General features: G+C 66.0%; 25 protein-coding genes and 1 tRNA gene. 17 read left to right on the plus strand and 9 right to left on the minus strand.

Translation table 11 applies throughout. From position 1 onward, the window contains the following. Window positions 1–143 precede the first annotated feature (143 nt). From NA12_RS33830 to NA12_RS23465, 8 genes are all read left to right on the plus strand, one after another. Window positions 144–698: a hypothetical protein gene (locus NA12_RS33830; RefSeq protein ID WP_132369714.1), complete on the plus strand. Its 555-nt coding sequence runs from the start codon at window positions 144–146 to the stop codon at window positions 696–698. A 76-nt stretch (window positions 699–774) separates the two neighbouring features. Further along, a complete protein-coding gene (locus NA12_RS23435) occupies window positions 775–2,328 on the plus strand; it encodes a Gp37-like protein (RefSeq protein WP_067455255.1) in 1,554 nt (517 codons plus the stop codon). Between the two features lie 28 nt (window positions 2,329–2,356). Then, entirely contained in the window at window positions 2,357–3,412 is a 1,056-nt protein-coding gene (locus NA12_RS23440) for a hypothetical protein (protein ID WP_067455258.1), read from the plus strand. Window positions 3,413–3,418: 6 nt separating this feature from the next. Beyond that, window positions 3,419–4,492, plus strand: a complete 1,074-nt coding sequence (locus NA12_RS23445) for a hypothetical protein (RefSeq protein WP_067455261.1) — start codon at window positions 3,419–3,421, stop codon at window positions 4,490–4,492. Further along, a complete protein-coding gene (locus NA12_RS23450) occupies window positions 4,489–5,529 on the plus strand; it encodes a hypothetical protein (protein ID WP_132369713.1) in 1,041 nt (346 codons plus the stop codon). Before NA12_RS23445 ends, NA12_RS23450 begins: the two co-directional genes overlap by 4 nt. 41 nt (window positions 5,530–5,570) lie before the next feature. Continuing rightward, entirely contained in the window at window positions 5,571–6,854 is a 1,284-nt protein-coding gene (locus tag NA12_RS23455; protein WP_067455267.1) for a hypothetical protein, read from the plus strand. A gap of 29 nt (window positions 6,855–6,883) precedes the next feature. Then, window positions 6,884–7,102 (plus strand): hypothetical protein, encoded by a 219-nt coding sequence (locus NA12_RS34375; protein WP_157106409.1) that lies wholly within the window; start codon window positions 6,884–6,886, stop codon window positions 7,100–7,102. A 44-nt stretch (window positions 7,103–7,146) separates the two neighbouring features. Continuing rightward, window positions 7,147–7,539 carry a hypothetical protein gene (locus tag NA12_RS23465; RefSeq protein WP_067455273.1) on the plus strand — a complete coding sequence of 131 codons (393 nt, stop codon included), beginning with the start codon at window positions 7,147–7,149 and terminating at the stop codon, window positions 7,537–7,539. A gap of 437 nt (window positions 7,540–7,976) precedes the next feature. Here the strand turns inward: NA12_RS23465 and NA12_RS33835 are convergent, their stop codons facing one another. The 4 genes from NA12_RS33835 to NA12_RS23480 form a co-directional block, all read right to left on the minus strand. Beyond that, window positions 7,977–8,144: a hypothetical protein gene (locus tag NA12_RS33835; RefSeq protein WP_157106410.1), complete on the minus strand. Its 168-nt coding sequence runs from the start codon at window positions 8,142–8,144 to the stop codon at window positions 7,977–7,979. Window positions 8,145–8,199: 55 nt separating this feature from the next. Beyond that, window positions 8,200–8,649 carry a hypothetical protein gene (locus NA12_RS23470; RefSeq protein ID WP_132369712.1) on the minus strand — a complete coding sequence of 150 codons (450 nt, stop codon included), beginning with the start codon at window positions 8,647–8,649 and terminating at the stop codon, window positions 8,200–8,202. A 51-nt stretch (window positions 8,650–8,700) separates the two neighbouring features. Then, window positions 8,701–9,414 carry a helix-turn-helix domain-containing protein gene (locus NA12_RS23475; protein ID WP_067455279.1) on the minus strand — a complete coding sequence of 238 codons (714 nt, stop codon included), beginning with the start codon at window positions 9,412–9,414 and terminating at the stop codon, window positions 8,701–8,703. 300 nt (window positions 9,415–9,714) lie between these two features. Further along, window positions 9,715–11,550 carry an acyl-CoA dehydrogenase gene (locus tag NA12_RS23480; protein ID WP_067455282.1) on the minus strand — a complete coding sequence of 612 codons (1,836 nt, stop codon included), beginning with the start codon at window positions 11,548–11,550 and terminating at the stop codon, window positions 9,715–9,717. Between the two features lie 211 nt (window positions 11,551–11,761). Here NA12_RS23480 and NA12_RS23485 point away from each other — a divergent pair, with 211 nt between their 5' ends. Next, window positions 11,762–12,358, plus strand: a complete 597-nt coding sequence (locus NA12_RS23485) for an alpha/beta hydrolase family protein (RefSeq protein ID WP_067455285.1) — start codon at window positions 11,762–11,764, stop codon at window positions 12,356–12,358. Here the strand turns inward: NA12_RS23485 and NA12_RS23490 are convergent, their stop codons facing one another. From NA12_RS23490 to NA12_RS23500, 3 genes are all read right to left on the minus strand, one after another. Further along, the gene (locus NA12_RS23490) at window positions 12,359–13,030 is read right to left on the minus strand and encodes a class I SAM-dependent methyltransferase (RefSeq protein ID WP_067455288.1); all 672 of its coding nucleotides are present in this window, start codon (window positions 13,028–13,030) and stop codon (window positions 12,359–12,361) included. Between the two features lie 60 nt (window positions 13,031–13,090). After that, window positions 13,091–14,197 carry a glycoside hydrolase family 183 protein gene (locus NA12_RS23495; RefSeq protein ID WP_067455291.1) on the minus strand — a complete coding sequence of 369 codons (1,107 nt, stop codon included), beginning with the start codon at window positions 14,195–14,197 and terminating at the stop codon, window positions 13,091–13,093. 167 nt (window positions 14,198–14,364) lie between these two features. Continuing rightward, window positions 14,365–15,114: a crotonase/enoyl-CoA hydratase family protein gene (locus tag NA12_RS23500; RefSeq protein ID WP_067455294.1), complete on the minus strand. Its 750-nt coding sequence runs from the start codon at window positions 15,112–15,114 to the stop codon at window positions 14,365–14,367. A 116-nt stretch (window positions 15,115–15,230) separates the two neighbouring features. Here NA12_RS23500 and NA12_RS23505 point away from each other — a divergent pair, with 116 nt between their 5' ends. The 5 genes from NA12_RS23505 to NA12_RS23525 all read left to right on the plus strand — a co-directional run bounded on the left by NA12_RS23505 (window position 15,231) and on the right by NA12_RS23525 (window position 19,086). Continuing rightward, window positions 15,231–15,545 carry a hypothetical protein gene (locus tag NA12_RS23505; RefSeq protein ID WP_067455297.1) on the plus strand — a complete coding sequence of 105 codons (315 nt, stop codon included), beginning with the start codon at window positions 15,231–15,233 and terminating at the stop codon, window positions 15,543–15,545. 94 nt (window positions 15,546–15,639) lie between these two features. After that, on the plus strand, window positions 15,640–16,755 hold the full coding sequence (gene sfnG / locus NA12_RS23510; RefSeq protein WP_067455300.1) for a dimethylsulfone monooxygenase SfnG: 1,116 nt from the start codon (window positions 15,640–15,642) through the stop codon (window positions 16,753–16,755). After that, a complete protein-coding gene (locus NA12_RS23515; protein ID WP_067455303.1) occupies window positions 16,755–18,041 on the plus strand; it encodes an SfnB family sulfur acquisition oxidoreductase in 1,287 nt (428 codons plus the stop codon). The genes sfnG and NA12_RS23515 overlap by 1 nt, the downstream gene beginning before the upstream one ends. A 27-nt stretch (window positions 18,042–18,068) precedes the next feature. Further along, on the plus strand, window positions 18,069–18,596 hold the full coding sequence (locus NA12_RS23520) for an NADPH-dependent FMN reductase (protein ID WP_067455306.1): 528 nt from the start codon (window positions 18,069–18,071) through the stop codon (window positions 18,594–18,596). Beyond that, the gene (locus NA12_RS23525) at window positions 18,589–19,086 is read left to right on the plus strand and encodes a flavin reductase family protein (protein WP_067455309.1); all 498 of its coding nucleotides are present in this window, start codon (window positions 18,589–18,591) and stop codon (window positions 19,084–19,086) included. Before NA12_RS23520 ends, NA12_RS23525 begins: the two co-directional genes overlap by 8 nt. 63 nt (window positions 19,087–19,149) lie before the next feature. Here the strand turns inward: NA12_RS23525 and NA12_RS23530 are convergent. Then, window positions 19,150–19,220: transfer RNA gene (locus tag NA12_RS23530), tRNA-Gly, on the minus strand. Between the two features lie 118 nt (window positions 19,221–19,338). On the opposite strand from NA12_RS23530, the gene dcd reads away from it, so the two are divergent. After that, complete coding sequence (dcd, locus tag NA12_RS23535; RefSeq protein ID WP_067455312.1) at window positions 19,339–19,938, plus strand: dCTP deaminase; 600 nt, start codon at window positions 19,339–19,341, stop codon at window positions 19,936–19,938. On the opposite strand, the gene NA12_RS33265 is transcribed toward dcd, so the two are convergent. Beyond that, window positions 19,857–20,366: a hypothetical protein gene (locus tag NA12_RS33265; RefSeq protein ID WP_243654769.1), complete on the minus strand. Its 510-nt coding sequence runs from the start codon at window positions 20,364–20,366 to the stop codon at window positions 19,857–19,859. The two genes, dcd and NA12_RS33265, sit on opposite strands and share 82 nt — an antisense overlap. A gap of 203 nt (window positions 20,367–20,569) precedes the next feature. Between NA12_RS33265 and NA12_RS23540 the strand changes: the two genes are divergently transcribed. Further along, on the plus strand, window positions 20,570–21,829 hold the full coding sequence (locus tag NA12_RS23540; protein WP_132369711.1) for a helix-turn-helix domain-containing protein: 1,260 nt from the start codon (window positions 20,570–20,572) through the stop codon (window positions 21,827–21,829). Window positions 21,830–21,974: 145 nt separating this feature from the next. Next, the gene (locus NA12_RS23545) at window positions 21,975–23,219 is read left to right on the plus strand and encodes a pyridoxal phosphate-dependent aminotransferase (protein ID WP_067455318.1); all 1,245 of its coding nucleotides are present in this window, start codon (window positions 21,975–21,977) and stop codon (window positions 23,217–23,219) included. Window positions 23,220–23,297 lie beyond the last annotated feature (78 nt).

The raw sequence follows: 23,297 nt of genomic DNA on the forward strand, positions 1-23,297 counted from the left end.
GACTTCGTGACGGGCACCTGCTCGTTACTGGACTGTGTGATGGACTGTCCGGAATCTTGCTGGACATAGTGAGAGAAGCGCTCGGTGACGATTTGGGTTTTCTTTGGTGACCACAAAGCAGTGGTTCCGAAAGCGGTCGAGAATTGAGTAATAGTGAGACAAATGCCGGCGACCTGATGGGTGCGGTGATTGCCGATCTGGGGATCGCTCTCGAGCTCGATCGCAGCGGCTCGGCCGAGCACGACACTCGGGTTGACGCTTTCGAGCGTGCGATGGAGGGACTCGTGCGAGTTGAGTGCGGTATTTTCAGCAGCGAATACGATACTGCAGAGTTGGCGGAACTCAGGCATAAGGTTGCCGATCTAGCCATAGCGAATAGTCGAACGATGACGTATTATCTGATGAACTCCTATTCTCGAGCGACATCGGCGATAGTAGACGGATGGCGTAAGCCAAGCCTTCGGCGGTCGGCTATTCAATTTATGCTCGAAAATTATCCGGGTGTGCGAGATGGATTAGAAGATGATGACATCGACCTGATCGACGAGATAGATTGCGTATTTCGTGATCATGCTGACGAAGTCGCTCCGCTCCCGAGGAATATGATTCCCGAGGGGATTCCTGAGTCGCATTGGTGGTGGTGGGAGCCGTCGGCCAGCCCTGCCTATGCGGAGCACGTGCGGCAGATACTCGAATAGCGGCACTGTCCACGTAAACCCAACCCGGTTCGGGTTGGGTTTTTTTATGCCCAAAATCAAGGAAAGGTGGTGGAGGATGGGTGTTTGGGAACCGCACGCGGAGTCGCGGCGGATGGATGAGATGTTCCGGGTCGAGCAGGAGGGGGCTCGGGATCAAGAGGTTCTTGTTCGGTACTGGGACAAGGACATGCAGGAGGTGGGGGAGGAGCGGAGTTACCTGTCGTTGCAGGTGAGTTTCCCGCGGAACTCGGCCGGCGGGTTGAAGATGATCTGTCCGCGCGACATGGTGCACTTCGACCACCTGTTCGACAACCACGCGGACACGACCCTGCCGATTACCGTGAACACCAGGGGTTTTCGGTGGGACGGGTACATCACCAAGGCCTCGATCGTGCGGGACGACAACGGTGTCGAGACCGTGGACATCGAGGCGATTCACGCCTGGAACCATGTGTCGACGATCTGCTGCTGGGCGAGTCCGTTCGCGCCGGTGCTCGCGCAGTTCCCGCGTCACCACATCCTGTTCGGGCCGGTCCGGACGCTGGTGACGACGTACCTGACAACGAATCTGATGCGGCTGCAGGGGAACACGACGTTTCCGATCGCGGTCGTTCCGGTCGATCCCCGGACCGACACCAGCCGTTGGAGTGCTGCGTCGGCGCGATTCGATATGGCGGACAAGCTGTTTCAGCCGATGCTCGAGGATTCGGGTGTCATGTTGACAGCTCGGTTCTTCCTGCCGGGAGAGGACGAGCAACCGGCACCCGAATGGTTCTACCTCGACAAGCCGACCGTGGTGTTGGAGACGGTGGACAAGTCGGGCGTTACGGGACCGACCGGGTCGCTGCTCGACGGAATCATCTCGTGGTTCGAGGAATTCGCCGATGACGGCACCACACCGATGCGGTATCCGAAGTTCGATTCGACCAATGAGTACGAAGCCGTGTACGGGACGCCGGGCAAGTTCGGCACCATGCGGAATCTGCCCTGGGTGTGGTACTTCGAGGGCGAGTATTCCGGGATCGGCGCCTCCGAGATCGCCCTGCACAAACCGACGGCGACCGACATCATCGTCGGTGGTCGTTCGCCGGGCTGGGTGAACGCGGGCATCGAGATGGCGATCAAGGGGCTGCTGTCGCTGATCGGTCTGGACTGGCTCTATCGCGGCCAGCTCGACGATGTTTTCCTCGCCTGGATGGTCTACCGAGATATGGAGCGGGTCAACAAGGCCGGCCCGTATGCGTTCCGCGAGGTGTTCATCACCGGCAGCGACAAGGCCTTCACGCTCGACGGGTTCGTCGCGGCGCGGCAGGGCCTGCATCTGTCTCGTGGCTACACCAGCCACAAGGTGACCATCCAGGACAATGCGCCCTACCTGATCGGCCGTGACTTCGGTCTGGGTGACCAGATCGGATTCGCCATGGGCGAGAAGGTATTCACCGACTTCGTCACTGAGCTGACGTTCACCGACGACCGCGAAACCGCGGCGTCGTGGCAGATCACCGTGGGCGATGGGTCCGACGAAGAGGACTCGGTCGTCAAGGCGTGGCAGCGGCTCGGCCGTGTCGCCTCGGCGATCAAGGACCTGTCCACCGATGTGGGGGCCGACATGGACCTGCTCATTTTCTGAGCGGCCCGCCAACCGAAAGGAGAGATCTATGGCAGACATCAATTTCGCCGCGCGGCTGCGCGCGGATCGTCAGACCGATATCGACGGGTTGCCGCTGCTGACCGTGCGGGTCGAGCTGGCACCAGAGGTGGCGGACTTGCCGCTGCCCGGCGGACCGGCCGGAATCGCGGGTGTGCGTGGACGTCCGCGGACGTCGTTTCGCAAGATGGGCGTGCTGGCCGACAGTGCCGCGCGACCCACGGGTCTCGGTCCGCAGGACCGGGGCAAGTGGTGGCACCGGCTCGACGACAACGGCATGGACGTGTGGACCGACGCGGGGTGGGTGCACTCGGTCGACGCGGTGGGACCGGCGGGTCCGGCGGCCGAGGCCAACAGCATCACGGTCACCGACACCGTCAATGAACCGGCGTTGAGCGAACCGGCGTTGGAGATTGTCGGTCGTGCCGCTGACCAGCAGCTTCGGGCCACGGTTCCCGCGGGTCTGCGTGGCCTGGCCGGTCCGCCCGGTGACTCCGGGACGATCACCGAAGCCGAGGACTACGAGACCACCAACGGGCCGAGCCACGGCGGCGTATTCGCCTATGACCGTGCCAGCCGTCGATTCCGTTCTACGCCGGCGCCGTTGGGCTCGGGGCCGTGGGGATGGTACCACGAGGACTTCCTCGGCGAAAACGTCGCCGCGACCAGCCGGGTCGACGGTGGCACCTTCACCGTCCCCGCGCAGCCGTTCCGGTGGCGACCGGTCGTGTACGGCCATATGGCCGCGTACTCGAAAACGGTCAGTCAGTCCGCCGAGTTGACGGTCCGGCTGGGTAGTGCGCAGGGCCCGATCGTCGCGACCGGCACCGCGTTCGGGATCGGCGCGCCGGGCGCCTGGATGTACGTGGCGCTGTTCCCGTGCCTGCGCGACGGCACCACCGCCAAGGCGCTCTCGCCGAGCTCCGACTTCGCGACAGTCCCGGCTGGTCAGCCGGGACACCTCGTGGTGTCGGTCGAGCGGATCGGGACCGGGCCCGACTCCGACCAGATCGGGTTCACCCCGGTAGGAGCCTCGCTCGTCGCCTTCGCCGAGCCTACGGAATGAGATGAAATGAACTCGGTAGGAAACTATTTCGACGCAACACTGATCCGGGGATTGGACGAGGGACTCGGTACGCCCGGACTCGTGCAGGCTCTGCACGGCACACCACGTGACGGCAGCCTGGAACTGACGACCGGCGCGACCGGACCGCAGGGTCCCGAAGGTGAGCCCGCGCGTCCGTTTCGCTGGGAAGGCGATATCGCCGACCATGCCGCCTTGAGCGCCCTCACCGCGAAATTGGGCAGCGCCCACGCAGGCAAAGCCTGGCGTGTCGTTTCATCCGGCGCACTCGCGTACTGGAACGGCACCGGCATGGACACCTTCACCGATGCCTTCGGCGCACTGGGGTCCGATGGTGAGTCTTGTTCGGTCACGATCGGAAGCGTCACCACCGGCACCGCGAACTCCGACCTCCAGGTGACAGTCAGCGGCACCGCGCCGAACCTCGTACTGGATATCGTCGTGCCCCGCGGCGTCAAAGGGCTCGAGGGGCCGGTCGGCCCCCCGGGTCCCATTCGTCAGGCCGCGGACTACGCCGACGGTTCGCACTCCGACAAGGCGGTGCCCGTCTGGAACGCGACAACGAACAAATGGTCGGGACGACCCTATCCAGGCCTGCGGGGGCCATGGACCATTCGCGAGGATCGAGCGTGGGACGGTGGCCCCGGGTTCGCGCCGTCACAGTTCACGGTCACGGCCACGACGATGGTGATCGCAACGCTGCAGGTCCCCGCGCAAGACACCGCGTGGCTTCCGATGATCACCGGTGGTGTGGTTGTCCGCCCGCACGGAACTGCCAGCGAATTCGGCACCCGCGTCGACGCCGCCGTTCATATCGGCTCGGCGACGGGGCAGACCGTCGCGCTCGGCACCGGGTACACCACCGGCCTGCAGACGAGAGCGCGGTTTCAGCCGCACTTCGGCGCGCGCAACATCACCCCGGCGAGCACAGTGGGTGTCATTCCAGCAGGTCAGGCGACGACGCTCGTCGTGGTCCTGCATCGCGCCGGTTCGGCGAATTTCGAGTATCAGATGGCCGGCGCGGAAATCGTGTGCACGGCCCGACCCGTGGGGGTGCTGTGAACGACGACGAGGCGACAACCGTCTTCGACCAGGGTGTCACGATCACCATGCGTGGAGTGGCCGACTCGGTCGGTCTGCCCTATACCGTGAATCCGGTCGAGATCGTCGACCGGGAAGTCCTGATCGAACTGCGCGAAGGTCCGGCCGGTGTCGCGGGCACAGAAGGCGCCGCGGCGTGGCCTTGGGCCTGGCAGGGGGACATCGCCGATGTCGCCGCGCTGTCAGCACTGGGGCTGACCACTGCCGATGCGCGCAAGGCCTGGCGTGTGGTGTCGGAGAACGCGATCTACTACTGGACCGGCACCGAGTTCATCGCCTTCGACGATGCTTTTCGGCAGCCGGGGCGCCGGGGCCCGGTGAACGTGCTCACCGGTGTCGGACTGGCGGGCGCGGTCGGATCGGCTGCCTCGGCCCGAATTCTCGGGACGGCACCGAACCAGCAGTTGGAGATCACTTTTCCCCGTGGTGAGCAGGGTGCGCCGGGCGCCCCTGGCACCGCGGGACGAATCGCCGATGCTTCCGACGTCCTGGTCACCGAAGAGAATCCGCTCGGCCAGGGCTATGTGCTCGGATTCGACAGCGCCACCGCGAAGTTCCGGCCGATTCCCTCGCCTCGCCTGCGCGGCCCATGGACGATCGGCAACAACCAGTTCCTCAGCGCGCAGAATCTCAAGGAAGACTCGAAGGTACTGGCAGCCATCACGATTCCGGCGCAGCCGACCCCGTGGCGGCCCTGGGTCGAGGGTGCGGTCGGGCTTTCCTCCGCGGCGCCGACCCGGTGCGATGCGACGGTTCGTATCGGTGCGCCGGACGGCGAAGTGGTCGCCCGGGGCTGGGGTCACTGGGAAACGCGATCAGGGCACGTGCTGATTTCTCCAGGATTCGACTTCCCGGTCGAGCCGGGAGCTCAGACCGGAATCGTGCCTGCCAATCAAACCGCCACCCTCTACGTGGTCGCGACTCGCGCCGCGGGCAGCGGCACGTACTCGGTCTACGGCAACTTCTCCCACCTCCAGGTTCGTGCGCTGCCCGTCTGATGCGGCGCACCCTCGCACACTATCTCGAAAGGTATTGAGCCATGGCTGATCTGCCTCCGCTCGAGTACGGCAAGGTCGTCGGGCGATTTCTCGCTAACGTTATCGACGGCCCCGACCTCGGCGATTTGCCCGAGTTCCCGCCCATGAGCGGCACCATCACCTTCATCGCCGACGCGCCGAAGATCCTCGTTCGCAACGCGCAGCCGGCGCCGGCGACCTATGTCCAGCTTCCGCAGCACTATGAGTGCCAACTCGACGAGTTCGGCTATCTGACCTGGCGCGGAAAGCGCGGAGTGCGCCTGGTCGCACCAGGGCCCGCGACCAATCCGTCCGAATGGACTTGGCGCGTTTCGTTCGATCTGTCCTACGACGGCGAGCGAATTCCATTGGAACCGTTCAGTTTCCAGGTTCCCAAATATGTCTCCGGACCGAACCCGGAAAGCCCCGATACTGGGTCTACGGGCCTGGTCGACCTGACTCTCGTGGCTCCCGTGCCCGCTTCGTCGGGCAACGCCGTCGTCATCGGACCGGCGGGTCACGGCATCCAGATCGACGGACAGGCTGAAACCTATCCGCAACTGCCTGCCACGCCGCCGGACGGTAGCCAGTACATCGTCAAATCCGATGGGCTGCTGTACATCTATCGGACAGTCGGTGGTTGGACACCGAACGGCCAAGGCATTGTCGTGCGCGGGCCGGCGGGTACCACGCTGTGGAGTGGGATCTCGGGTAAGCCCGTCACGTTTGCGCCGGCTATCGGTGATACCGCCACGACCGCGGTCGCCGGCGATGACCCGCGGCTGACGAACCCTCGAACACCGACGCCACACACCCATCCGATCGGTCAGCTGACCGGAACGAGTCCGCTGGGCAGCGCCCTGCTCACCGCCGCGGATGACGCGGCCGTTCGCAGCGCGATCCATGCCGTGGCCGACTCGGACCCGCGGTTGACGAATGCGCGTACTCCTACCTCGGCCGGACAGGCGTATGACATCGCCATCAAGTCACACGGGGGTATCCGGGCTGTCGGTGCGGGAACAATTGTGCCGGAGGGGATTCGGATCGAGCGGGCGCTGACGGTGTCGAAGGTGACCTACCGTGGCGAGACGGCGGGTACCGGCAATCTGGTCGTCGAACTGCGCAAGAACGGTGTGGTTGTCGCGGGGACCTCGGCGACTATCGGTGCGGCCAATCACGCACTCGACACCAGTCTGACCGGCGCGTGGACCTTCGCTGCCGGTGATCGGATCACGGTGCAGATCACTACTGTCGACAGTCCGGCGGGGCGTGGTCTGCAAACGAGTCTGGCAGGGGTGACCGTCTGATGGCGACCATGTTCCTCGGAGGATCCGTGATGAAGTGGGAGGCACTCGAAACTCGTCCGGAACCGGAAAGTCCCGACGGTACGCCCTACTGGAAGAGCGCGGAGTCCGGTTACCCCGGTGCGATCGTCGAGCCCGAGCCCGAGCCCGAGCCCGAGCCCGAGCCCGAGCCCGAGCCCGTGGTCGAGCCGCAACCTGAGCCGCCGACGGACGACGAGGTCCCGGTGGAAACGGCGGAGGTGAGCAACTGATGCCCCATATCTTTGTTGGCGGGGACTCGTTCAGTCCGTCTGCGATGACGAAGAACGGCAACGTGGTGACGGGTGCACCCAACGTGTGGACCGTGGTCGGCGGATGGACCGCTGACACCGTCGGTTATCCGGGCTCTGTGGTTTCCGGCAATGGGCTACAGGCGCAGGGTGGTGCAGCAGCTGCGCCGTTGATTGCCAATGTCGTGTTCTCAGGCGCTGGAATGGTCGGTACTTTCCAGGCCAGGTTGCTGGTCGGCACCACAGTCGTCGCGACGAGCGCCGCCATTTCGGGGATGAGCGGCACATTGGTGGTGAACACGACGGCGCCGATCGCCGCGGGCGAAGTGGTGACCATCGAATTGACGCACACCGTGAGTTCGTCCCTGTGGTACGCCACGATTACCGGTGGTGCTGTCACCTTTCTACGAATCGGCTGACACTGCGGTGGTAGATGTTTCGAGAACCACGCGCGATGCACATCGGCCCACACTCGGCACTGAGTGTCCAGTCCGGTAGCGGCTACCCGCCGAACCGGCTCTGACAGAACGGCTTCTGGACAGTTTCTCGACGGAACTGGCACGCACTGGAAACCCCAGTGCTCGGCCCGCGCCCCTGAACAGGGGTGCGGGCCGTTTTGTCGTTTCTAAGGTCGATGTCGGCGGTCGCCGGACCCCCAATGAGTACCGTCGACGTTTTCGTATCGGGTGACTCACTATGATTTCGGTCGGAACGTTGGTCATGATCTGAGTAACAAGGGGCTTCGCATGGGTACAGGTATTGCCGAGGAATGGCCGACGGGATCGGCGACCACGACGCTCTGGGTGCTGACATCGCTCATGCGGCTGTTGGCGAGCGGATCGGCGGCCTGACCAGGTCACCGATAGTTCTTGCCGCTGTCCGTCTCGTTCGGGTGGCCGAGCGTGACGACCACCAGGTACACGGTCCCGCCGCCCGATGAGTCACGCTCGACCGCATACCAAATGCGGCCACCGTCGGTGATCTTGTACTGCCATCGTTCGAACGTTTTGCCGCCGATGGTCACGGTGCTGACTATTTCAGCGGGCGCGGGACAGCACGGTCCTTGGACAAGCCGCCCCCTACGGCCGATCGACGACAGGACTGTCGTCGTCGATCCAGGTCAGGTCCCCGTCGTCGGCTCGGGAAAGGCCGGCGGCGTATGCCTCGGCGGTGCCCTGCCAGCTCTGAACGCATTCGAGCAGGCGGGTGTACTCGCCCAATTCCGCTGCGCTCCAGATCAACTCGGATACCTCGGCGACGAACTCGGCTCGTCCGGTCGGGCTCAGCGCGTCGACCCAGGCGAACGTATCTGTTACTGCCTCGGTGATATCGCCCTGTCGACGAACTGCTGCGCGCATCAGCCGACTGGCCAGGGCGATGCCCGCGTCTTGGCGGTCGAGATGGCCCGCCCGCATGAGGATCAGGTCCTCCGCGTCGCGGCGGGTGATCCGGACGATGCCGTCACCGGCTTTCTCCACTACCTCTTTCGGGTGACGGAGTAGCTCGGTAAAGGTCGCGGTAGTGCTCATAAACCCAGGCTACACCTATATCTGATGTTTATCAGATATCTTTACCGCGCTTCATCGCACCGGGATCAGGCGGTATAGCCACCATGGCCGGTTGGGGAAGGCTGGGTCGTAGATGCGCAGCATCATGCGGCGTTCCAGGCCGGTGCTGCGTTCGCGGAGGCGGAGGTGGCGGCGGGCGATGTCTTGGGGGCGGACCTCGCTGGTCCAGATGGGATCCCAGTCGGGGGACTGGCCGCACGAGTCGGTGATGGCGGTGACCCGGGGGGTGGGGGCGAGAGGGGAGAGCATGCGGAAGGCGTGGACCAGGAGTTGGGCTTCGGTGGTCCAGTCGAGGTAGACCTTTTTCGCCGCGGGGTTGAGGAACATCCACTCGAGCATGTTCACGCCGGCGCCGAGGCCGGGGAACAGGCGCTGGTAGTCGGAGTTCGCCGCGAGCATGTCCATGGTGGGGAAGCGGGCGAGGCAGGCGGGGTGGGTGAGACTGGACAGGTCGGCGAGGTCTTCGGCCGACGGGGTGCTGGGGGCGGAGCCGGGCTCGACGGCGGGCAGGCCGCGGACCAGGATGTGCTTGCGATACCACAGCGGCACGTCGAGGCTGTCGAAAAGGCGTTGCAACATCGCGGGATTCGGGACGAGGGCCCCGGATTCGATCTGGCTGATCAGAAGTGGCGCGAGCTGTGTCCGGGTGGCGAGCTCGGCTCGCGCGAGCCCCGCGGCCAGCCGCCGTTCGCGCAAATACACACTGAGCGCGGTGCTTTCAGCCATCTCAACCCCCCGAGCCTCACCCCGACCGACGGTAATTCCAGGGTACTCGCGCGGCGTGGCCGGAACCCGAAAACCAAGCCTTCAAGCAGTGGATCCCTGTTCGTAACCAGTCTGTGTTAGTAATGGCCGACCCACTTCGAAGGAGATTTTTCATGGATGGCCTGCTCTACTTCCTCCAGACGCTCACGGCGCTCACCAGCGGCTCCGCCTAGGATCGCGAGACGCCTTCCCGCGTGGAAGACAAAACGGGCCGGAGCTGAATGCTCCGGCCCGTTTTTGCGTGGATCAGGTGGTGAAACCTCAGAAGGCGGCTTCGTCCAGGTCCATGATGTCGTTGTCCAGGTTGGCCAGGATCGCGCGGGTGGCGGTCAGCTCGGGCAGGACGTTGCGGGCGAAGAACTGCGCGGAGGCGACCTTGCCGGTGTAGAAGGCGACGTCGGCGCCGGTGGCACCGTTGTCCAGCGCGGTCAGCGCGATCTCGGCCTGGTTCAGCAGCATCCAGCCGATGAACAGGTCGCCGACGGCCATCAGGAAGCGCACCGAACCGAGGCCGACCTTGTACAGCTCGGTCGGCTGCTCCTGGGCACCCATCAGGTGACCGGTCAGGGTGGCGGCCATGGTCTGCACATCCTCGAGCGCGGTGGCGAGCAGCTTGCGCTCGCCCTTGAGGCGCTCGTTGGCGGAGTCGGACTCCAGGAACTTCTGGATCTGGCCCGCCACGTGGGCCAAGGCCACACCGCGGTCACGCGCGATCTTGCGGAAGAAGAAGTCCTGCGCCTGGATGGCGGTGGTGCCCTCGTAGAGGGAGTCGATCTTCGCGTCGCGGATGTACTGCTCGATCGGGTAGTCCTGCAGGAAGCCCGAGCCTCCGAAGGTCTGCAGCGAATCGGTCAGGTACTGGTAGGCGCGCTCGGAGCCGACACCCTTGACGATCGGGAGCAGCAGGTCGTTCACGCGGAACGCGACGTCGGAGTCGGCACCCGAGACGACCTCGGCGATTTCCGGGTTCTGGTGCGCGGCGGTGTAGAGGTAGACCGCGCGCAGGCCCTCGGCGTACGCCTTCTGGGTGGCCAGCGAACGACGGACGTCCGGGTGGTGGGTGATGGTCACGCGGGGCGCGGCCTTGTCGGTCATCTGGGTCAGGTCGGCACCCTGGACGCGGGTCTTGGCGTACTCCAGCGCGTTGAGGTAACCGGTCGACAGGGTCGCGATGGCCTTGGTGCCGACCATCATGCGCGCGTTCTCGATGACGTCGAACATCTGCGCGATGCCGTTGTGCACCTCGCCGACCAGCCAGCCCTTGGCGGGCACGCCGTGGCCGCCGAAGGTGACCTCACAGGTGGCCGAGGCCTTGATGCCCATCTTGTGCTCGACGTTGGTGACGAACACACCGTTGCGGTCGCCGAGGGTCTCGGTCTCGAAGTCGAAGTGGGTCTTCGGGACGTAGAACAGCGACAGACCCTTGGTGCCGGGGCCCGCGCCCTCGGGGCGGGCGAGCACCAGGTGGACGATGTTCTCGAACAGGTCGTCGGCGTCAGCGGAGGTGATGAAGCGCTTGACACCCTCGATGTGCCAGGAGCCGTCTTCCTGCTTGACCGCCTTGGCGCGGCCCGCGCCTACGTCGGAACCGGCGTCGGGCTCGGTGAGCACCATGGTGCAGCCCCAGTTGCGGTCGGCCATGACCTGGGCCCACTTCTTCTGCTCATCGGTGCCGTTGTTGTAGAGCACCTGGCTGAAGGGGGCGCCGGCGGCGTACATCTGGACGGGCGGGTTGGCGCCGAGCACCATCTCCGACAGGGCCCACGCGACGGCGGAGGGAGCGTTGAGGCCGCCCAGCTCCTCGCGGATGCCGACCTTGGCCCACTCGCCGTCTTCGAGCGCCTTGTAGGACTTCTTGAACGACTCGGGCAGGGTGACGGTGTGGGTGTTCGGGTCGAACACCGGCGGGTTGCGGTCGGCGTCGGCGAACGACTCGGCCAGCGGACCCTCGGCCAGGCGGCGGACCTCGGTGAGCATTTCCTTGACGGTGTCGGTGTCCAGGTCGCCGAAGGCGCCTGCGTCGAGGACCTTGTCGATGCCGAGGACCTCGAAGAGGTTGAACTCGAGGTCGCGAACGTTTGCCTTGTAGTGGCCCATGTGAGTACTCACTCTCCATTGAGTTCTGGTGCGGTCGGTGGTGTGCCGTTCCCGCCCGTCGCCGGTTTTCCGCATGCTACTCGCGGGTAACTTATTCATCATATTACCGGTGGGTAATGCTCTCGGCAAAGGGGTAGGCGGCAATGTGATGTGAAAAACACGCACGGCTGCGGAGACGTTGCTCGCCGCGACCACGGGGCTACCGTGAGGTGTGCGCATCGAGACGACTGTGGGACCGGCCGAGATCGAGCTCGACGAGGTGGCTGATCCGGCATTCCTGCTGGTGATCACCCACGGAGCCGGTGGCGGAGTCGATGCGAAAGACATTCTGGCCGTGCGTGACTCGGCGGTAGCGGGGGGTGGATCGGTGGCCCGGGTGGTGCAGCCATATCGGGTTGCCGGGCGGCGGGCGCCGGGGAACGCGGAGAAGCAGGACGAGGCCTGGCTCGAGGTCATCGCGGCCTTGCGGGCGCGGTTTCCCGGGGTGCCGGTTGTTCAGGGGGGTCGCAGCAACGGGGCGCGGGTGGCGTGCCGGACGGCCGTGGAGGTCGGGGCGCGGGGGGTGATCGCGCTGTCGTTCCCGCTGCATCCGCCGGGTAAGCCCGACAAGAGCAGGCGCGATGAACTGCTGGCGCCGGGCGACATCGAGGTGGTGGTGATCAACGGGGGAAGTGACCCGTTCGGGGTGCCCGATGCCGCCGACGCCGCCGAAGTGCGCGTGATCCCCAAGCAGGCGCACTCGTTCCGCACCGGATTCGACGTGATCGAGGCGACCGTGACGCCCTGGTTCGCCCGCTGGGCGCGGTGATCAGTCGACGGACTCGACGCTCGGGCGCTGCGCGATGAGCAGGGAATCTATGGCGTCCGGGCCTTCGGTGGGGCGGAACACCTCGTGGGCGAGGGTGACGGTGACATCGTCGCGGGCCAGGTCGGCGCGGAGGTCCTCGGGCGAGAAGAGGATCTCGGGTTCCTGCGGGCCGCCGTAACCATCGACGATATTGCGGGCGGCGTGACCGAGGATCAGCAGCACGCCGCCGGGGGCGAGCATGCCGGACAGGTGGTGCAGCAGGGCGCGGCGTTCGTCGGCGGGGAGATGGACGAAGACCATGAGGATCAGCTCGAACGGGCCGGTCACGTCGGCCGCCTCGAGCGCGGTGATGTCGGCTGTCTGCCAGTGCACCCGGGAGCGGACCGACCGCGACAGTCGAGCCGCGACCGTTCTGCCCTTGTCGATCCCCACCTGGGAGAAGTCGACAGCCGTCACCTGCCAGCCATGGGTGGCCAGCCAGAGTGCGTGACGACCCTCGCCACAGGCCAGATCGAGAGCGCGGGGAAGCGGCGGCGTCACCCCTGACTCATCGGGAACCAAGGTGATCTTGCGGTCCAGCCCGTAGACGTGCTCGACAACCGTGCTGTTCGGCGGTGCGCCCCACACCAATTCACTGCGCGCGTACCGCGCGTCCCAATCCGCCGCGTCCATGAGTCGAGTGTAGGACCGGCGCCCTGGTCCCCACGCCGTACTCGGCGGGAAGGTCCCCGCTTACAGCGTGGTGCGCATCAACACGACGTTGTACTGGGTGTGGATGGTGGTCATGAAGTAGAGGTCGCGACCGGTTTGGTACGGGAAGATCGACGGGGCGTAGGCGGTGGGGAGTTCGCGGGCGTCGATCAGGACCTCCGGGCCGCTCCACGGGCCGACAGGGGACGACGCGCGGCGCATCACCACGGAGTTGAACGGGTCGGTGGTGAGGGAGACGAACTGGCCGAGGTACTCGTTGTACATCACCGAGAGCTCGCCGACGCCGCCCATGATGGGGGCCGCCGCGTTCACGTCGTTGAGCTTCCACTCGCCGCCGTCCCAGTACTCGTAGGCCGCGAGGTTCTCGATCTCGGCCTCGGGAACACGCGCGATGAACGCCTCGTTGTCGCGGCCGGCGCGGGTGCCGTACTCGTAGAGGAAGCCGCCGTCCTTCACGAAACTGTTCATCTGGAAGTTGGCGTTGCCGCCTTCGTTGGGTCGGCGGGTGTGACCGAGATCGGCCCAGGTCTCGCCGTTGTCGGCCGACGCGGCAAGGCCGGAGAAGCTGGTGGTCCACTCGCCGGGCGCGTCCCAGGTCCGCACCGACATCAGCGACATGTACTGCACGCCGTTGATCGAGATGCCCGCGGTGGGGATGCGGCTGATCTCCAGGAAGGGGATCTTGGGGCTGGGGATCAGGTCGCGCGCCTGACCGATGACATCGCGCACCGCGTTGTCGAACATGATCCCGTCGGCCGGGTTCTGGTCGTGGGTGCGGACCAGGATATTGGAGCGCCACGCCCAGGTGCTGCCCGCGAGCAGATTGGGGAAGCCGATCCCCGCGGTGTCGCCGAAGGCGGTGAGCATCTCGCCGCGCCCGTTGTCCCACATGATGCCGAGGTCGGTCCCGAGGACGTTGTAGTTCTGGGTGCTGTTGGGGCTGGCCATGCCGGTGACCTGGAACACCGCCTGGGTGCGCCCGTGCAGGACGGGCAGGCCGTTGGTGCCGTTGAGAACGGGAATCGGGTTGATGGCGTTGGGGTTCGCGACCGCGGGAGTCGCTGCGCTCACGAGCAAGGCCGTCGTTCCTGCGAGTGCGGACATCAGTATGGATCCGGTCTTGTTCACAGGTGTTCGAGCCTCCGGTTTCGGGCCGAAATCGGGGCACGTTCCAGGCTTGCCGTCACGTACCACTTATCGACTGGTCAGCGAATTGATGCGATGCTAACAGCCGCTAACAGTGATATGTGGCACATAACTTTGGTAGTCGCCATGAATTCCCGGTGGATTGCTTGTCAGTCGCTACTGGCCATGGCTTTACGCAGCAACAATGGCAGTTGGGCCATCCGCTCGGCGGCGAAGGTGGCGCGCGACCCTCGGTTCCAGGAGTGGTCGAACAGGTGCTTCGCGGCGGCCACGGCGGTGCGATCGCGGGCGGTGATTCGGTCGGCGAGGGCTTCGGCGGCCCGCGCCGGGTCGTCGGCGATATCGGTGATCAGGCCGATGCGCAGCGCGTAGTCGGTGTCGATCGGGTCGGCGGTCATGGCCAGCAGCTTGGCCTGGTCGATACCGATGAGCTGTGACAACGTGGCCGGTCCGGTCATATCGGGCACGAGTCCGTGGGCGGCTTCCATGACCGAGAATTCGGTTGTGGGGGTGGCGATCCGGAAGTCGGCGGCCAGTGCGATCTGGAGGCCGCCGCCGAAGCAGCGCCCGTGGATCGCGGCGATCACCGGGACGTCGAGGCGGCGCCAAGCCCAGCAGGCTTCCTGGAAGGTATTGGTGCCGCGCAGGGGGCGTGGAAGGAATTCTCGGACGATAGCCAATGGATTGCTACTCGCGGCGGAAATATCGAGCCCGCTACTGAAACTCGGTCCCTTCCCGGTCAGGATGACGGCGCGGATTGTCCTATAATCGGCCACTTTTCGGGCCGCGTCGACAAGATCGCGGAGCATTTCCAGGGTCAGCCCATTGTGTTTGCCGGGCCTGTTCAACTCGACATAGGCGCGGTTGTCGTCGAAGCGGACGGTGATGTGGTCTCCCATCTCGCCATCTTACTCGTGAGTCAGTTGGAGGGGGTGGCCACGCGGACCTCAGGTGCGGCATGATCCGAACCGCATCACGCGTCGTTCGGCGCGCGAGGATCGAGAGGACTCACCGAATGCGGATCTGTCTGATGGCCGCGGCGCTGCTCGCGCTGCCCGTGCTCGCGGCCTGCGGCAGCGACGACGAGGCACCGGTTACTCAGGCCGAGCTGTCGAGGTCGTTGCAGGACAAGGGATTGGGCAATCCCGTGCTGGCCGACTGCGCCGCGCAGGTGTTCCTCGACTCGGGGATGTCGCAGGCCGGGCTACGGGTGATGGTGTCCAACGCCAAGTCCGATGATCCGGCCAAGCTGCTCAGTGAGGGCGACGCGTCCAAGGTGAGCGCGGCGCAGTCGAAGATCGCGGCGGACTGCGTGCGCGTGGGGAGCTGATCGCCGGCCCCTATCGATCGCGTCGATTCAAACCCTCGTCGGGTTCGGCCGCCGGTGTTGCACTGGAACAGCCGACGACGAGGAGGAACCGCCCGTGACCACGGAGACAATCGCCGACCAGGTCTCGTTCGCCTACTGGGTACCCAACGTCAGTGGCGGGCTCGTGACCAGCGATATCGAGCAACGCACGAGCTGGGACTTCGACTACAACAAGAAGCTCGCCCAGACCGCGGAACGCAACGGCTTCGACTACGCGCTCACCCAGGTGCGCTACACCGCCTCCTACGGCGCCGAGTTCCAGCACGAGTCGACCTCGTTCAGCCTCGCGCTGCTCGCCGCCACCGAGCGGCTCAAGGTGATCGCCGCCATCCATCCCGGGCTGTGGCATCCGGCGGTGCTGGCCAAGTTCGGCGCCACGGCCGACCATCTGTCCGGCGGCCGGTTCGCGATCAACGTGGTGTCGGGGTGGTTCGCCGGCGAGTTCACCGCGCTCGGTGAGCCGTGGCTCGAACACGACGAGCGGTACCGGCGCAGCGCCGAGTTCCTCGAGGTGATCCGCAAGATCTGGACCGAGGACGCGGTGAACTTCGGCGGCGACTTCTACCGGATCCGCGACTTCACCTTGAAGCCGAAACCGCTCAACACCCCCGAGCGCCCCAATCCCGAACTGTTCCAGGGTGGTAACTCGACAGCCGCCCGGCGCAACGGTGGGCGCCATGCCGACTGGTATTTCTCCAACGGCAAGGACTTCGACGGCGTCACAGAGCAATTGGACGATCTGCGCGCGGTGGCGAGGGAGAACGAGCGCGAGGTGAAGTTCGGGCTCAACGGGTTCATCATCGCCCGCGATACCGAGAAGGAAGCGCGCGACACCCTGCGCGAGATCGTCGAGAAGGCGAACAAGCCTGCGGTGCAAGGGTTCCGCGACGCGGTGCAGCAGGCGGGTGCGTCCACCGGTGACCGCAAGGGCATGTGGGCCGACTCCACCTTCGAGGACCTGGTCCAATACAACGACGGCTTCCGAACCGGGCTGATCGGCACGCCCGAACAGATCGCCGAGCGGATCGTGGCCTACCGGGCGCTCGGCGTCGACCTGATCCTGGCCGGCTTCCTGCACTTCCAGGAAGAGGTCGAGTACTTCGGCGCCAAGGTGCTGCCGCTGGTGCGTGAATTGGAGGCCGCCGCGACACCGGTCGCGGCGGGACGCTGATGACGGTGGTGACCGCCGAGCGGATCACCACGGCGGACCAGGCGGTGCGGATCGCGACCGAGCTGGCGGAGGCGTTCGCCGCCGGTGCCGCTGAGCGTGACCATTCGCGTCGGCTGCCGCACGAAGAGCTCGATCAGCTCTCGGCCAGTGGGTTGCTCGCGATCACGGTTCCGGCCGAATTCGGCGGGGCTGACCTGCCGCCGAGCGTGGTCGCCGACGTGGTGCGGATCCTGGCCGCGGCCGACCCGAACATCGCGCAGGTACCGCACAGCCACTTCGTGTATCTGAACCTGTTGCGGCTGGCCGGAACTCGGACACAGCAGCGGGACTACTTCGGCAAGGTGCTCACGGGTGCGCGGATCGCCAACGCGCAGTCCGAGCGCAGTGGGGCGACAGTCGCGGAGATCGCGACGGTGCTGCGGCCGGTCGGCGCTGTCGGGGCCCAGCGGTTTGTGGTGGAGGGGACGAAGTTCTATTGCACCGGGTCGCTGTTCGCCGATGTGCTCGCGGTGTTGGCCAGACTCGATGACCCCCAAGATATTTCGGGCGTGTCGCCCGGCGAGTACGTGGCTTTCGTACCCGCGCTCGAACCGGGCGTGCGGATCGTCGATGACTGGGACGCGCTGGGGCAGCGCACAACCGGTAGCGGGACGGTCGAGTTCGACGCGGTGGAGGTCGGGCGGGAGCAGCTGGTCTCGCGGGCGTCCGCGGTCAACGCGCCGACCGGGTACGGCGCTTTCGCGCAGCTCCTGCACGCCGCCATCGACGCGGGTATCGCGCGCGGTGCGCTGGCGGCGGCGGCGGAGTTCGTGCGCACCCGCAGTAGGCCGTGGTTCGAGGCCGAGGTCGCGCGCGCGGCGGACGATCCGCTCGTCGTGCAGCGTTTCGGGGAACTGGCCGTCGCGGTGGCGGCAGCCGAAGCGACGCTGATCGTCGCGGGAGCGGCCGTGGACGCGGCGATCCGGCCGGGGGCGGACGCGGCAGGCAAGAACCCGGTGGCGGATGAGGCCGCGCAGTCGACGCAAGCACGTCCGGACGGCGACGGTGCGCACGCGTCGATCGCGGTCGCGACGGCCAAGATTCTCGCCGACCGCGCTGCGAACGAGGTATCCGCGGCGATATTCGAAGTGGGCGGTACCCGCAGCGCCGCGGCCGAACATCGACTCGACCACTTCTGGCGCAACGCGCGCACCCACACGCTGCACGACCCCGTTCGCTGGAAGTACCAGCACATCGGGCGGGCTCTTCTGCACAACCGACCGCCGCCGCTACACGGCGTGATCTAGAACCACCATGCGAGACAAGGACATTCCATGACAGTGACGGTTGTCGTCGGAAACCCGAAACCGGCATCGCGCACCCTCACCGCGGCCGTGCAGGTCGCACGGGCGCTGCGCCCCGACACCGAGCCCACCACGATCGACCTGGTCACCCTCGGGCCCGGGCTGCTCGGCTGGGGTGACCCGGCGGTGGCGGCGGCCGCGCGCACCGTCGCGTCGTCGGAGCTGGTCGTGTTCGCCAGCCCCACCTTCAAAGCCACCTACACCGGGCTGCTGAAACTGTTCCTCGAACAGTTCGACGGCGGCACCGGGCTGGCCGGTGTGGTGACCGTGCCGGTGATGCTCGGCGCGGGTCCGACCCACGCACTCGCGCCCGACCTGCTGCTCAAACCCGTCCTGGTGGAGATCGGCGGCACTGCCGCGCTGCCCGGGCTGTACCTGTCCGACCGGACGTTCGGCGAGGACGGCGTCATCGAGGAATACGCGCGGCGATGGGGACCCGTCGTCGCGGCACTGACAGACCCGGCCCTGCGGCCGGTGGAGGCAACGAATCATGCATGAGCTCTTGGACTTTCCCGCCGACGGCAACGGCCTACGCCGCGCCTTCGCCAACTTTCCCAGCGGTGTGGTGGCCGTCTGCGCCGAGATCGACGGCGTCCCGCACGGTCTGGCGGTGAGCACCTTCGTGCCCGTCTCCCTCGACCCGCCGCTCGTCTCGTTCTGCGTGCAGAACTCGTCGTCGACCTGGCCGAAACTGGCCGACGCCGGTCACCTCGGCCTCAGCCTGCTCGGCACCGACCAGCAGGCCGCCGCCAAGGCACTGGGCGCCCGCAACGGCGACCGCTTCCGCGAAACCGCCCTGCACCGCGGAACCGGCGAAGCGGTATTCATCGACGGCGCTACCGCCTGGATCGAAGGGGTACCGGAAACGCAGGTCCTCGCGGGCGACCATCTCGTGGTGATCCTGCGCGTGAACCGCGTCGCCGCCCGCGAGGACATCGACCCACTGGTCTTCCACGGCAGCAAGTTCCGCACCCTGCACGCCGGCTGAACCCACCGTTCGAGCTGAGAAACGACGAAAGACCCCAGGAAATCCTGGGGTCTTTCGTCGTTGAGCCGATGACGGGAATCGAACCCGCGCCATCTGCTTGGGAAGCAGAAGTTCTACCATTGAACTACATCGGCAGTGCGCTGGTGACTCTATCAGAACTCGGCCGGGGCGATGTGACTGTTGGGGGGTCTGGTGGGGTGGGGGTTCAGGGGTGGGGGTTCTACCTGGGGTGTAGCTGCCTACACTGGGTCGGTGCTGCTCTCCGATCGTGACATCAGGGCCGAGATCGCCGCTGGGCGGCTCGGTGTCGAACCGATGCTCGAGTCGATGGTTCAGCCGTCGAGTATCGACGTGCGTCTCGACGGGTTGTTCCGAGTGTTCGACAACAGTCGGTACACCCATATCGATCCGGCGCAGCAGCAGGACGAGCTGACCAGCCTGGTCGAGCCGAAGCCGGGGGAGCCGTTCGTGCTGCATCCGGGGGAGTTCGTGCTCGGGTCGACGCTCGAGGTGTGCTCGCTGCCCGACGATCTGGCGGGGCGGCTGGAGGGCAAGTCGAGTTTGGGGCGGCTGGGGCTGCTCACGCATTCGACGGCGGGGTTCATCGATCCGGGGTTCAGTGGGCACATCACGCTGGAGCTGTCGAATGTGGCGAATCTGCCGATCACGCTGTGGCCGGGGATGAAGATCGGGCAGTTGTGCCTGATCCGGCTGTCCAGCCCGGCCGAGCACCCGTACGGCAGCGCCAAGGCCGGGTCGAAGTATCAGGGTCAGCGAGGGCCGACACCGTCGCGGTCGTACCTCAACTTTCCTCTCTCGCCCGATTCCTTGAGCGCGGTCGAGACCCGCTGAGGACCGGCCGCCACGGCGATCCGCAGCACCAGCGACAGCGCGGGCAGGGTGTCGCCGCCGCCGGACGGCGGGCGCACCCAGTGACAGCCCTCCCGGCTCCAGCGGCCGAGGTTGGTCGGCAGCATCACGGCGCTGCCGATGCCGGGGATATCGATATCGAGCCCCGCGAGCTCGGCGGCCTCTTCCTCGGAGGGCCTGGCGTCGGGAACGGCGAGCACGCTCCAGCGGATCTGGCGTGCCAGCACCGGCCCCTCACAGCGTTGCTCGCGCAGCGCCGCTAGCACCTTCTCGGCGCGCGTGGTCGGCAGATGCACCACGCACAGCCGGTCGGTGATCGGCAGCATCACAAAGCCGCCGCGCTCGCGGACGGGTAGCCGGAATTCACGCTGGTAACAACGTACCCAGTCGTTGACAGTTCTGGCTTCCACGTTTCCAGAATCGCCTATACCCGAGTGCGTGACCACTGCCCCTCACCGCCCTTTCACTGCCTCTGGCAATCGATTCCACGAACTTGCGGCGTGTCTCACTGTCACGCTCGTACTCTGGAAGGGAGTTGTCCGTCGGATGAGGTGACGCTGTGGTCGGGGAGTGGACAGGGAGAGAGGCCAGAGCTCTTCGCGATGCCAAACGAATGAGCATCCGGGAGTTCGCGGCTCATCTCGGTGTGCACGAGCGGCTGGTGTCGAAGTGGGAGGCGGGCGGGGCGCGGGTTCGTCCGCGTCCGGTGAATCAGGCCGCGCTCGACACGTCACTGGCCCGATCCGATGATGTTGTGCGCGCACGATTCTCGACCCTGCTGGCGCCCGCGGGTGATGCCGACCTGCTCGCGTTCGTCGATGCGGGAACTGTCAAAGGTGCTGTGCCCGAGGTGTTGTCGGAGAGGGAGTTGATCATGGCGGCTGCGCACGAGGCCAGCGAACACGCGGCCGCCGCGGAGGGCACCAATGTGGGGGCCACGACGTTGGCCCAGCTCGACGCCGACGTCCGGCGCATCGCCAACGAATACGTCCATGCCGCACCGGCACCGATGATGGTGGAGATGCTGCGGGTGCGCAGGCGGGTGTACCGACTACTCGACGGGCAGCAGAAGCCCGTCGATACCAGCCACCTCTATCTGCTGGCGGGAACGCTGTCGGGGCTGCTGGCCAACGCGAGTACCGACCTGGGCTATCTCGACGCCGCGGGTGAACAGATCAGGGCCGCTTGGGCTTACGCGGAACTGAGCGGGCACAACGGGTTGCGCGCGTGGACGCGCGGCATGCACGCGCTGATCGAGAACTGGTCCGATCGTCCGCGCAACGCCGTCCAATTAGCCCGCAGCGGACAGGAATTCGTCGGTCCGGGTCTCGGGCGGGTGCGACTGCTCAACATCGAGGCCAGAGTGTGGGCGCGGCTGGGCAGCGATACCGAGACCGACCGATGCCTGCGCGCGGCCGAGGTGGCGGCCGGTGACCGCCGCGACGAGCTGCACGACGAGATCGGCGGCGTGTTCGGGTTCGGCCCGCCCAAGGCCGCCTACTACGCGGGCGCCACCTGCATCCAGCTCGGCCGGGCCGAACAGGCGCTGGCCGCCACCGAACGCGCGATCACCCTCTATTCGAGTGGTCCCCCGCTGCAACGGTCCTACGGCGCCGAATCGCTGGCCCGCGTCGACAACGCGGCCGCCCACCTCATCAACGGCAGCATCGATGGCGCCGCCGACGCGCTGCGCCCGGTCCTGGACCTTCCCGAGGACAAACGCATAGCCCAGCTGAGCGAACGTCTCGTCGGCCTGCGCCGCCGTATCGCCGCCCCGACCTATCGCGACGCGGTGGAAGCACGCGGGCTCGACGAGCGCATCGAGGAGTTCTGTGTGGCTACCGCGGCGCTCGGCAGTCGGCCGCGACCGTAGTCGATCAGGCAACGCCTGGTTACCCACGACCATGGGTAAGCCGGGGACGGGTCGACTGCCTGTCGACCTGGCTGTCGCCGGCCCAGGTTCGGCCCACAGTCACGGGCACGCGTAAACGGTTTGCCCCGAATGGCAACATGGAGGCGTGAGTCCTCAATCGCCGCATGTACCCCCGCGCGTTCTCGAGCAGTCGACCAAACTGCAGAACGTGGTCTACGAGATCCGTGGGCCGGTTCACGCACAGGCAGCACGCCTGGAGGCCGAAGGCCACCGCATTCTCAAGCTCAACATCGGCAATCCCGCCCCGTTCGGGTTCGAGGCCCCCGATGTGATCATGCGCGACATCATCGCCGCGCTGCCGTATGCCCAGGGGTACTCGGAGTCCAAGGGGATCCTGTCGGCCCGGCGCGCCATCGTCACCCGGTACGAACTGGTGCCCGGATTTCCCGAGCTCGATGTGGACGACGTCTACCTCGGTAACGGGGTGTCGGAGCTGATCACCGTCACGATGCAGGCCCTGCTCGACAATGGTGACGAGGTGCTGATCCCGGCCCCCGACTATCCGCTGTGGACGGCCATGACCAGCCTGGCCGGCGGCACTCCCGTGCACTACCTGTGTGACGAGGAGAACGGCTGGCAGCCCGATATCGCCGATATCGAATCGAAGATCACCGACAAGACCAAGGCCCTGCTGGTGATCAACCCGAACAATCCGACCGGGGCGGTGTACTCGGCGGAGGTGTTGCAGCAGATCGTGGACCTGGCGCGCAAGTACCGGTTGCTGCTGCTGGCCGATGAGATCTACGACAAGATCCTCTACGACGACGCCCAGCACATCTCGCTGGCCTCGCTCGCTCCCGACCTGCTGTGCCTGACGTTCAACGGTCTGTCGAAGGCGTACCGGGTGGCGGGGTACCGCGCGGGCTGGCTCGCGATCACCGGACCCAAGGAGCACGCGGCCGGGTTCCTCGAGGGTGTCGATCTGCTCGCCTCGTCGCGGCTGTGCCCGAACGTTCCCGCCCAGCACGCCATTCAGGTGGCCCTGGGTGGGCATCAGAGCATCGAGGACCTGATCCTGCCCGGTGGTCGGCTGCTCGAGCAGCGCGATGTGGCGTGGGAGCGGCTCAATATGATCCCGGGTGTGTCGTGCGTGAAGCCGCGTGGGGCGCTGTACGCCTTCCCCCGGTTGGATCCGAATGTGCACGAGATCCACGACGACGGCAAGCTTGTGCTGGATCTGCTGTTGCAGGAGAAGATCCTGATGGTGCAGGGCACCGGGTTCAACTGGCCCGCGAACGATCATCTGCGGATCGTGACGTTGCCGTGGGCGCGGGATCTGGCCGTGGCGATCGAGCGGTTCGGAAATTTCCTGGCAGGCTACCGACAGTAGAGTTACAGCTGATGCTCACCTGTCACGGCTTTGACCAGTGCGTTTATGGGCCCTGGGCGGGGTGAGCATCCTGGTATG

Origin of the sequence: Nocardia alba NBRC 108234, assembly GCF_001612665.1 — a bacterium.
In the GTDB taxonomy this organism is placed as follows: Bacteria; Actinomycetota; Actinomycetes; order Mycobacteriales; family Mycobacteriaceae; genus Nocardia; species Nocardia alba.

Excerpts from the sequence above, each read along its gene's own strand:
- NA12_RS23435 (WP_067455255.1), top strand. The coding sequence starts at position 775 with ATGGGTGTTTGGGAACCGCACGCGGAGTCGCGGCGGATGGATGAGATG.
- NA12_RS23440 (WP_067455258.1), top strand. The coding sequence starts at position 2,357 with ATGGCAGACATCAATTTCGCCGCGCGGCTGCGCGCGGATCGTCAGACC.
- NA12_RS23445 (WP_067455261.1), top strand. The coding sequence starts at position 3,419 with ATGAACTCGGTAGGAAACTATTTCGACGCAACACTGATCCGGGGATTG.
- NA12_RS23455 (WP_067455267.1), top strand. The coding sequence starts at position 5,571 with ATGGCTGATCTGCCTCCGCTCGAGTACGGCAAGGTCGTCGGGCGATTT.
- NA12_RS34375 (WP_157106409.1), top strand. The coding sequence starts at position 6,884 with ATGAAGTGGGAGGCACTCGAAACTCGTCCGGAACCGGAAAGTCCCGAC.
- NA12_RS23465 (WP_067455273.1), top strand. The coding sequence starts at position 7,147 with ATGACGAAGAACGGCAACGTGGTGACGGGTGCACCCAACGTGTGGACC.
- NA12_RS23470 (WP_132369712.1), bottom strand. The coding sequence starts at position 8,649 with ATGAGCACTACCGCGACCTTTACCGAGCTACTCCGTCACCCGAAAGAG.
- NA12_RS23475 (WP_067455279.1), bottom strand. The coding sequence starts at position 9,414 with ATGGCTGAAAGCACCGCGCTCAGTGTGTATTTGCGCGAACGGCGGCTG.
- NA12_RS23480 (WP_067455282.1), bottom strand. The coding sequence starts at position 11,550 with ATGGGCCACTACAAGGCAAACGTTCGCGACCTCGAGTTCAACCTCTTC.
- NA12_RS23490 (WP_067455288.1), bottom strand. The coding sequence starts at position 13,030 with ATGGACGCGGCGGATTGGGACGCGCGGTACGCGCGCAGTGAATTGGTG.
- NA12_RS23500 (WP_067455294.1), bottom strand. The coding sequence starts at position 15,114 with ATGGGAGACCACATCACCGTCCGCTTCGACGACAACCGCGCCTATGTC.
- NA12_RS23505 (WP_067455297.1), top strand. The coding sequence starts at position 15,231 with ATGCGGATCTGTCTGATGGCCGCGGCGCTGCTCGCGCTGCCCGTGCTC.
- NA12_RS23515 (WP_067455303.1), top strand. The coding sequence starts at position 16,755 with ATGACGGTGGTGACCGCCGAGCGGATCACCACGGCGGACCAGGCGGTG.
- NA12_RS23520 (WP_067455306.1), top strand. The coding sequence starts at position 18,069 with ATGACAGTGACGGTTGTCGTCGGAAACCCGAAACCGGCATCGCGCACC.
- NA12_RS23525 (WP_067455309.1), top strand. The coding sequence starts at position 18,589 with ATGCATGAGCTCTTGGACTTTCCCGCCGACGGCAACGGCCTACGCCGC.
- NA12_RS23540 (WP_132369711.1), top strand. The coding sequence starts at position 20,570 with ATGAGCATCCGGGAGTTCGCGGCTCATCTCGGTGTGCACGAGCGGCTG.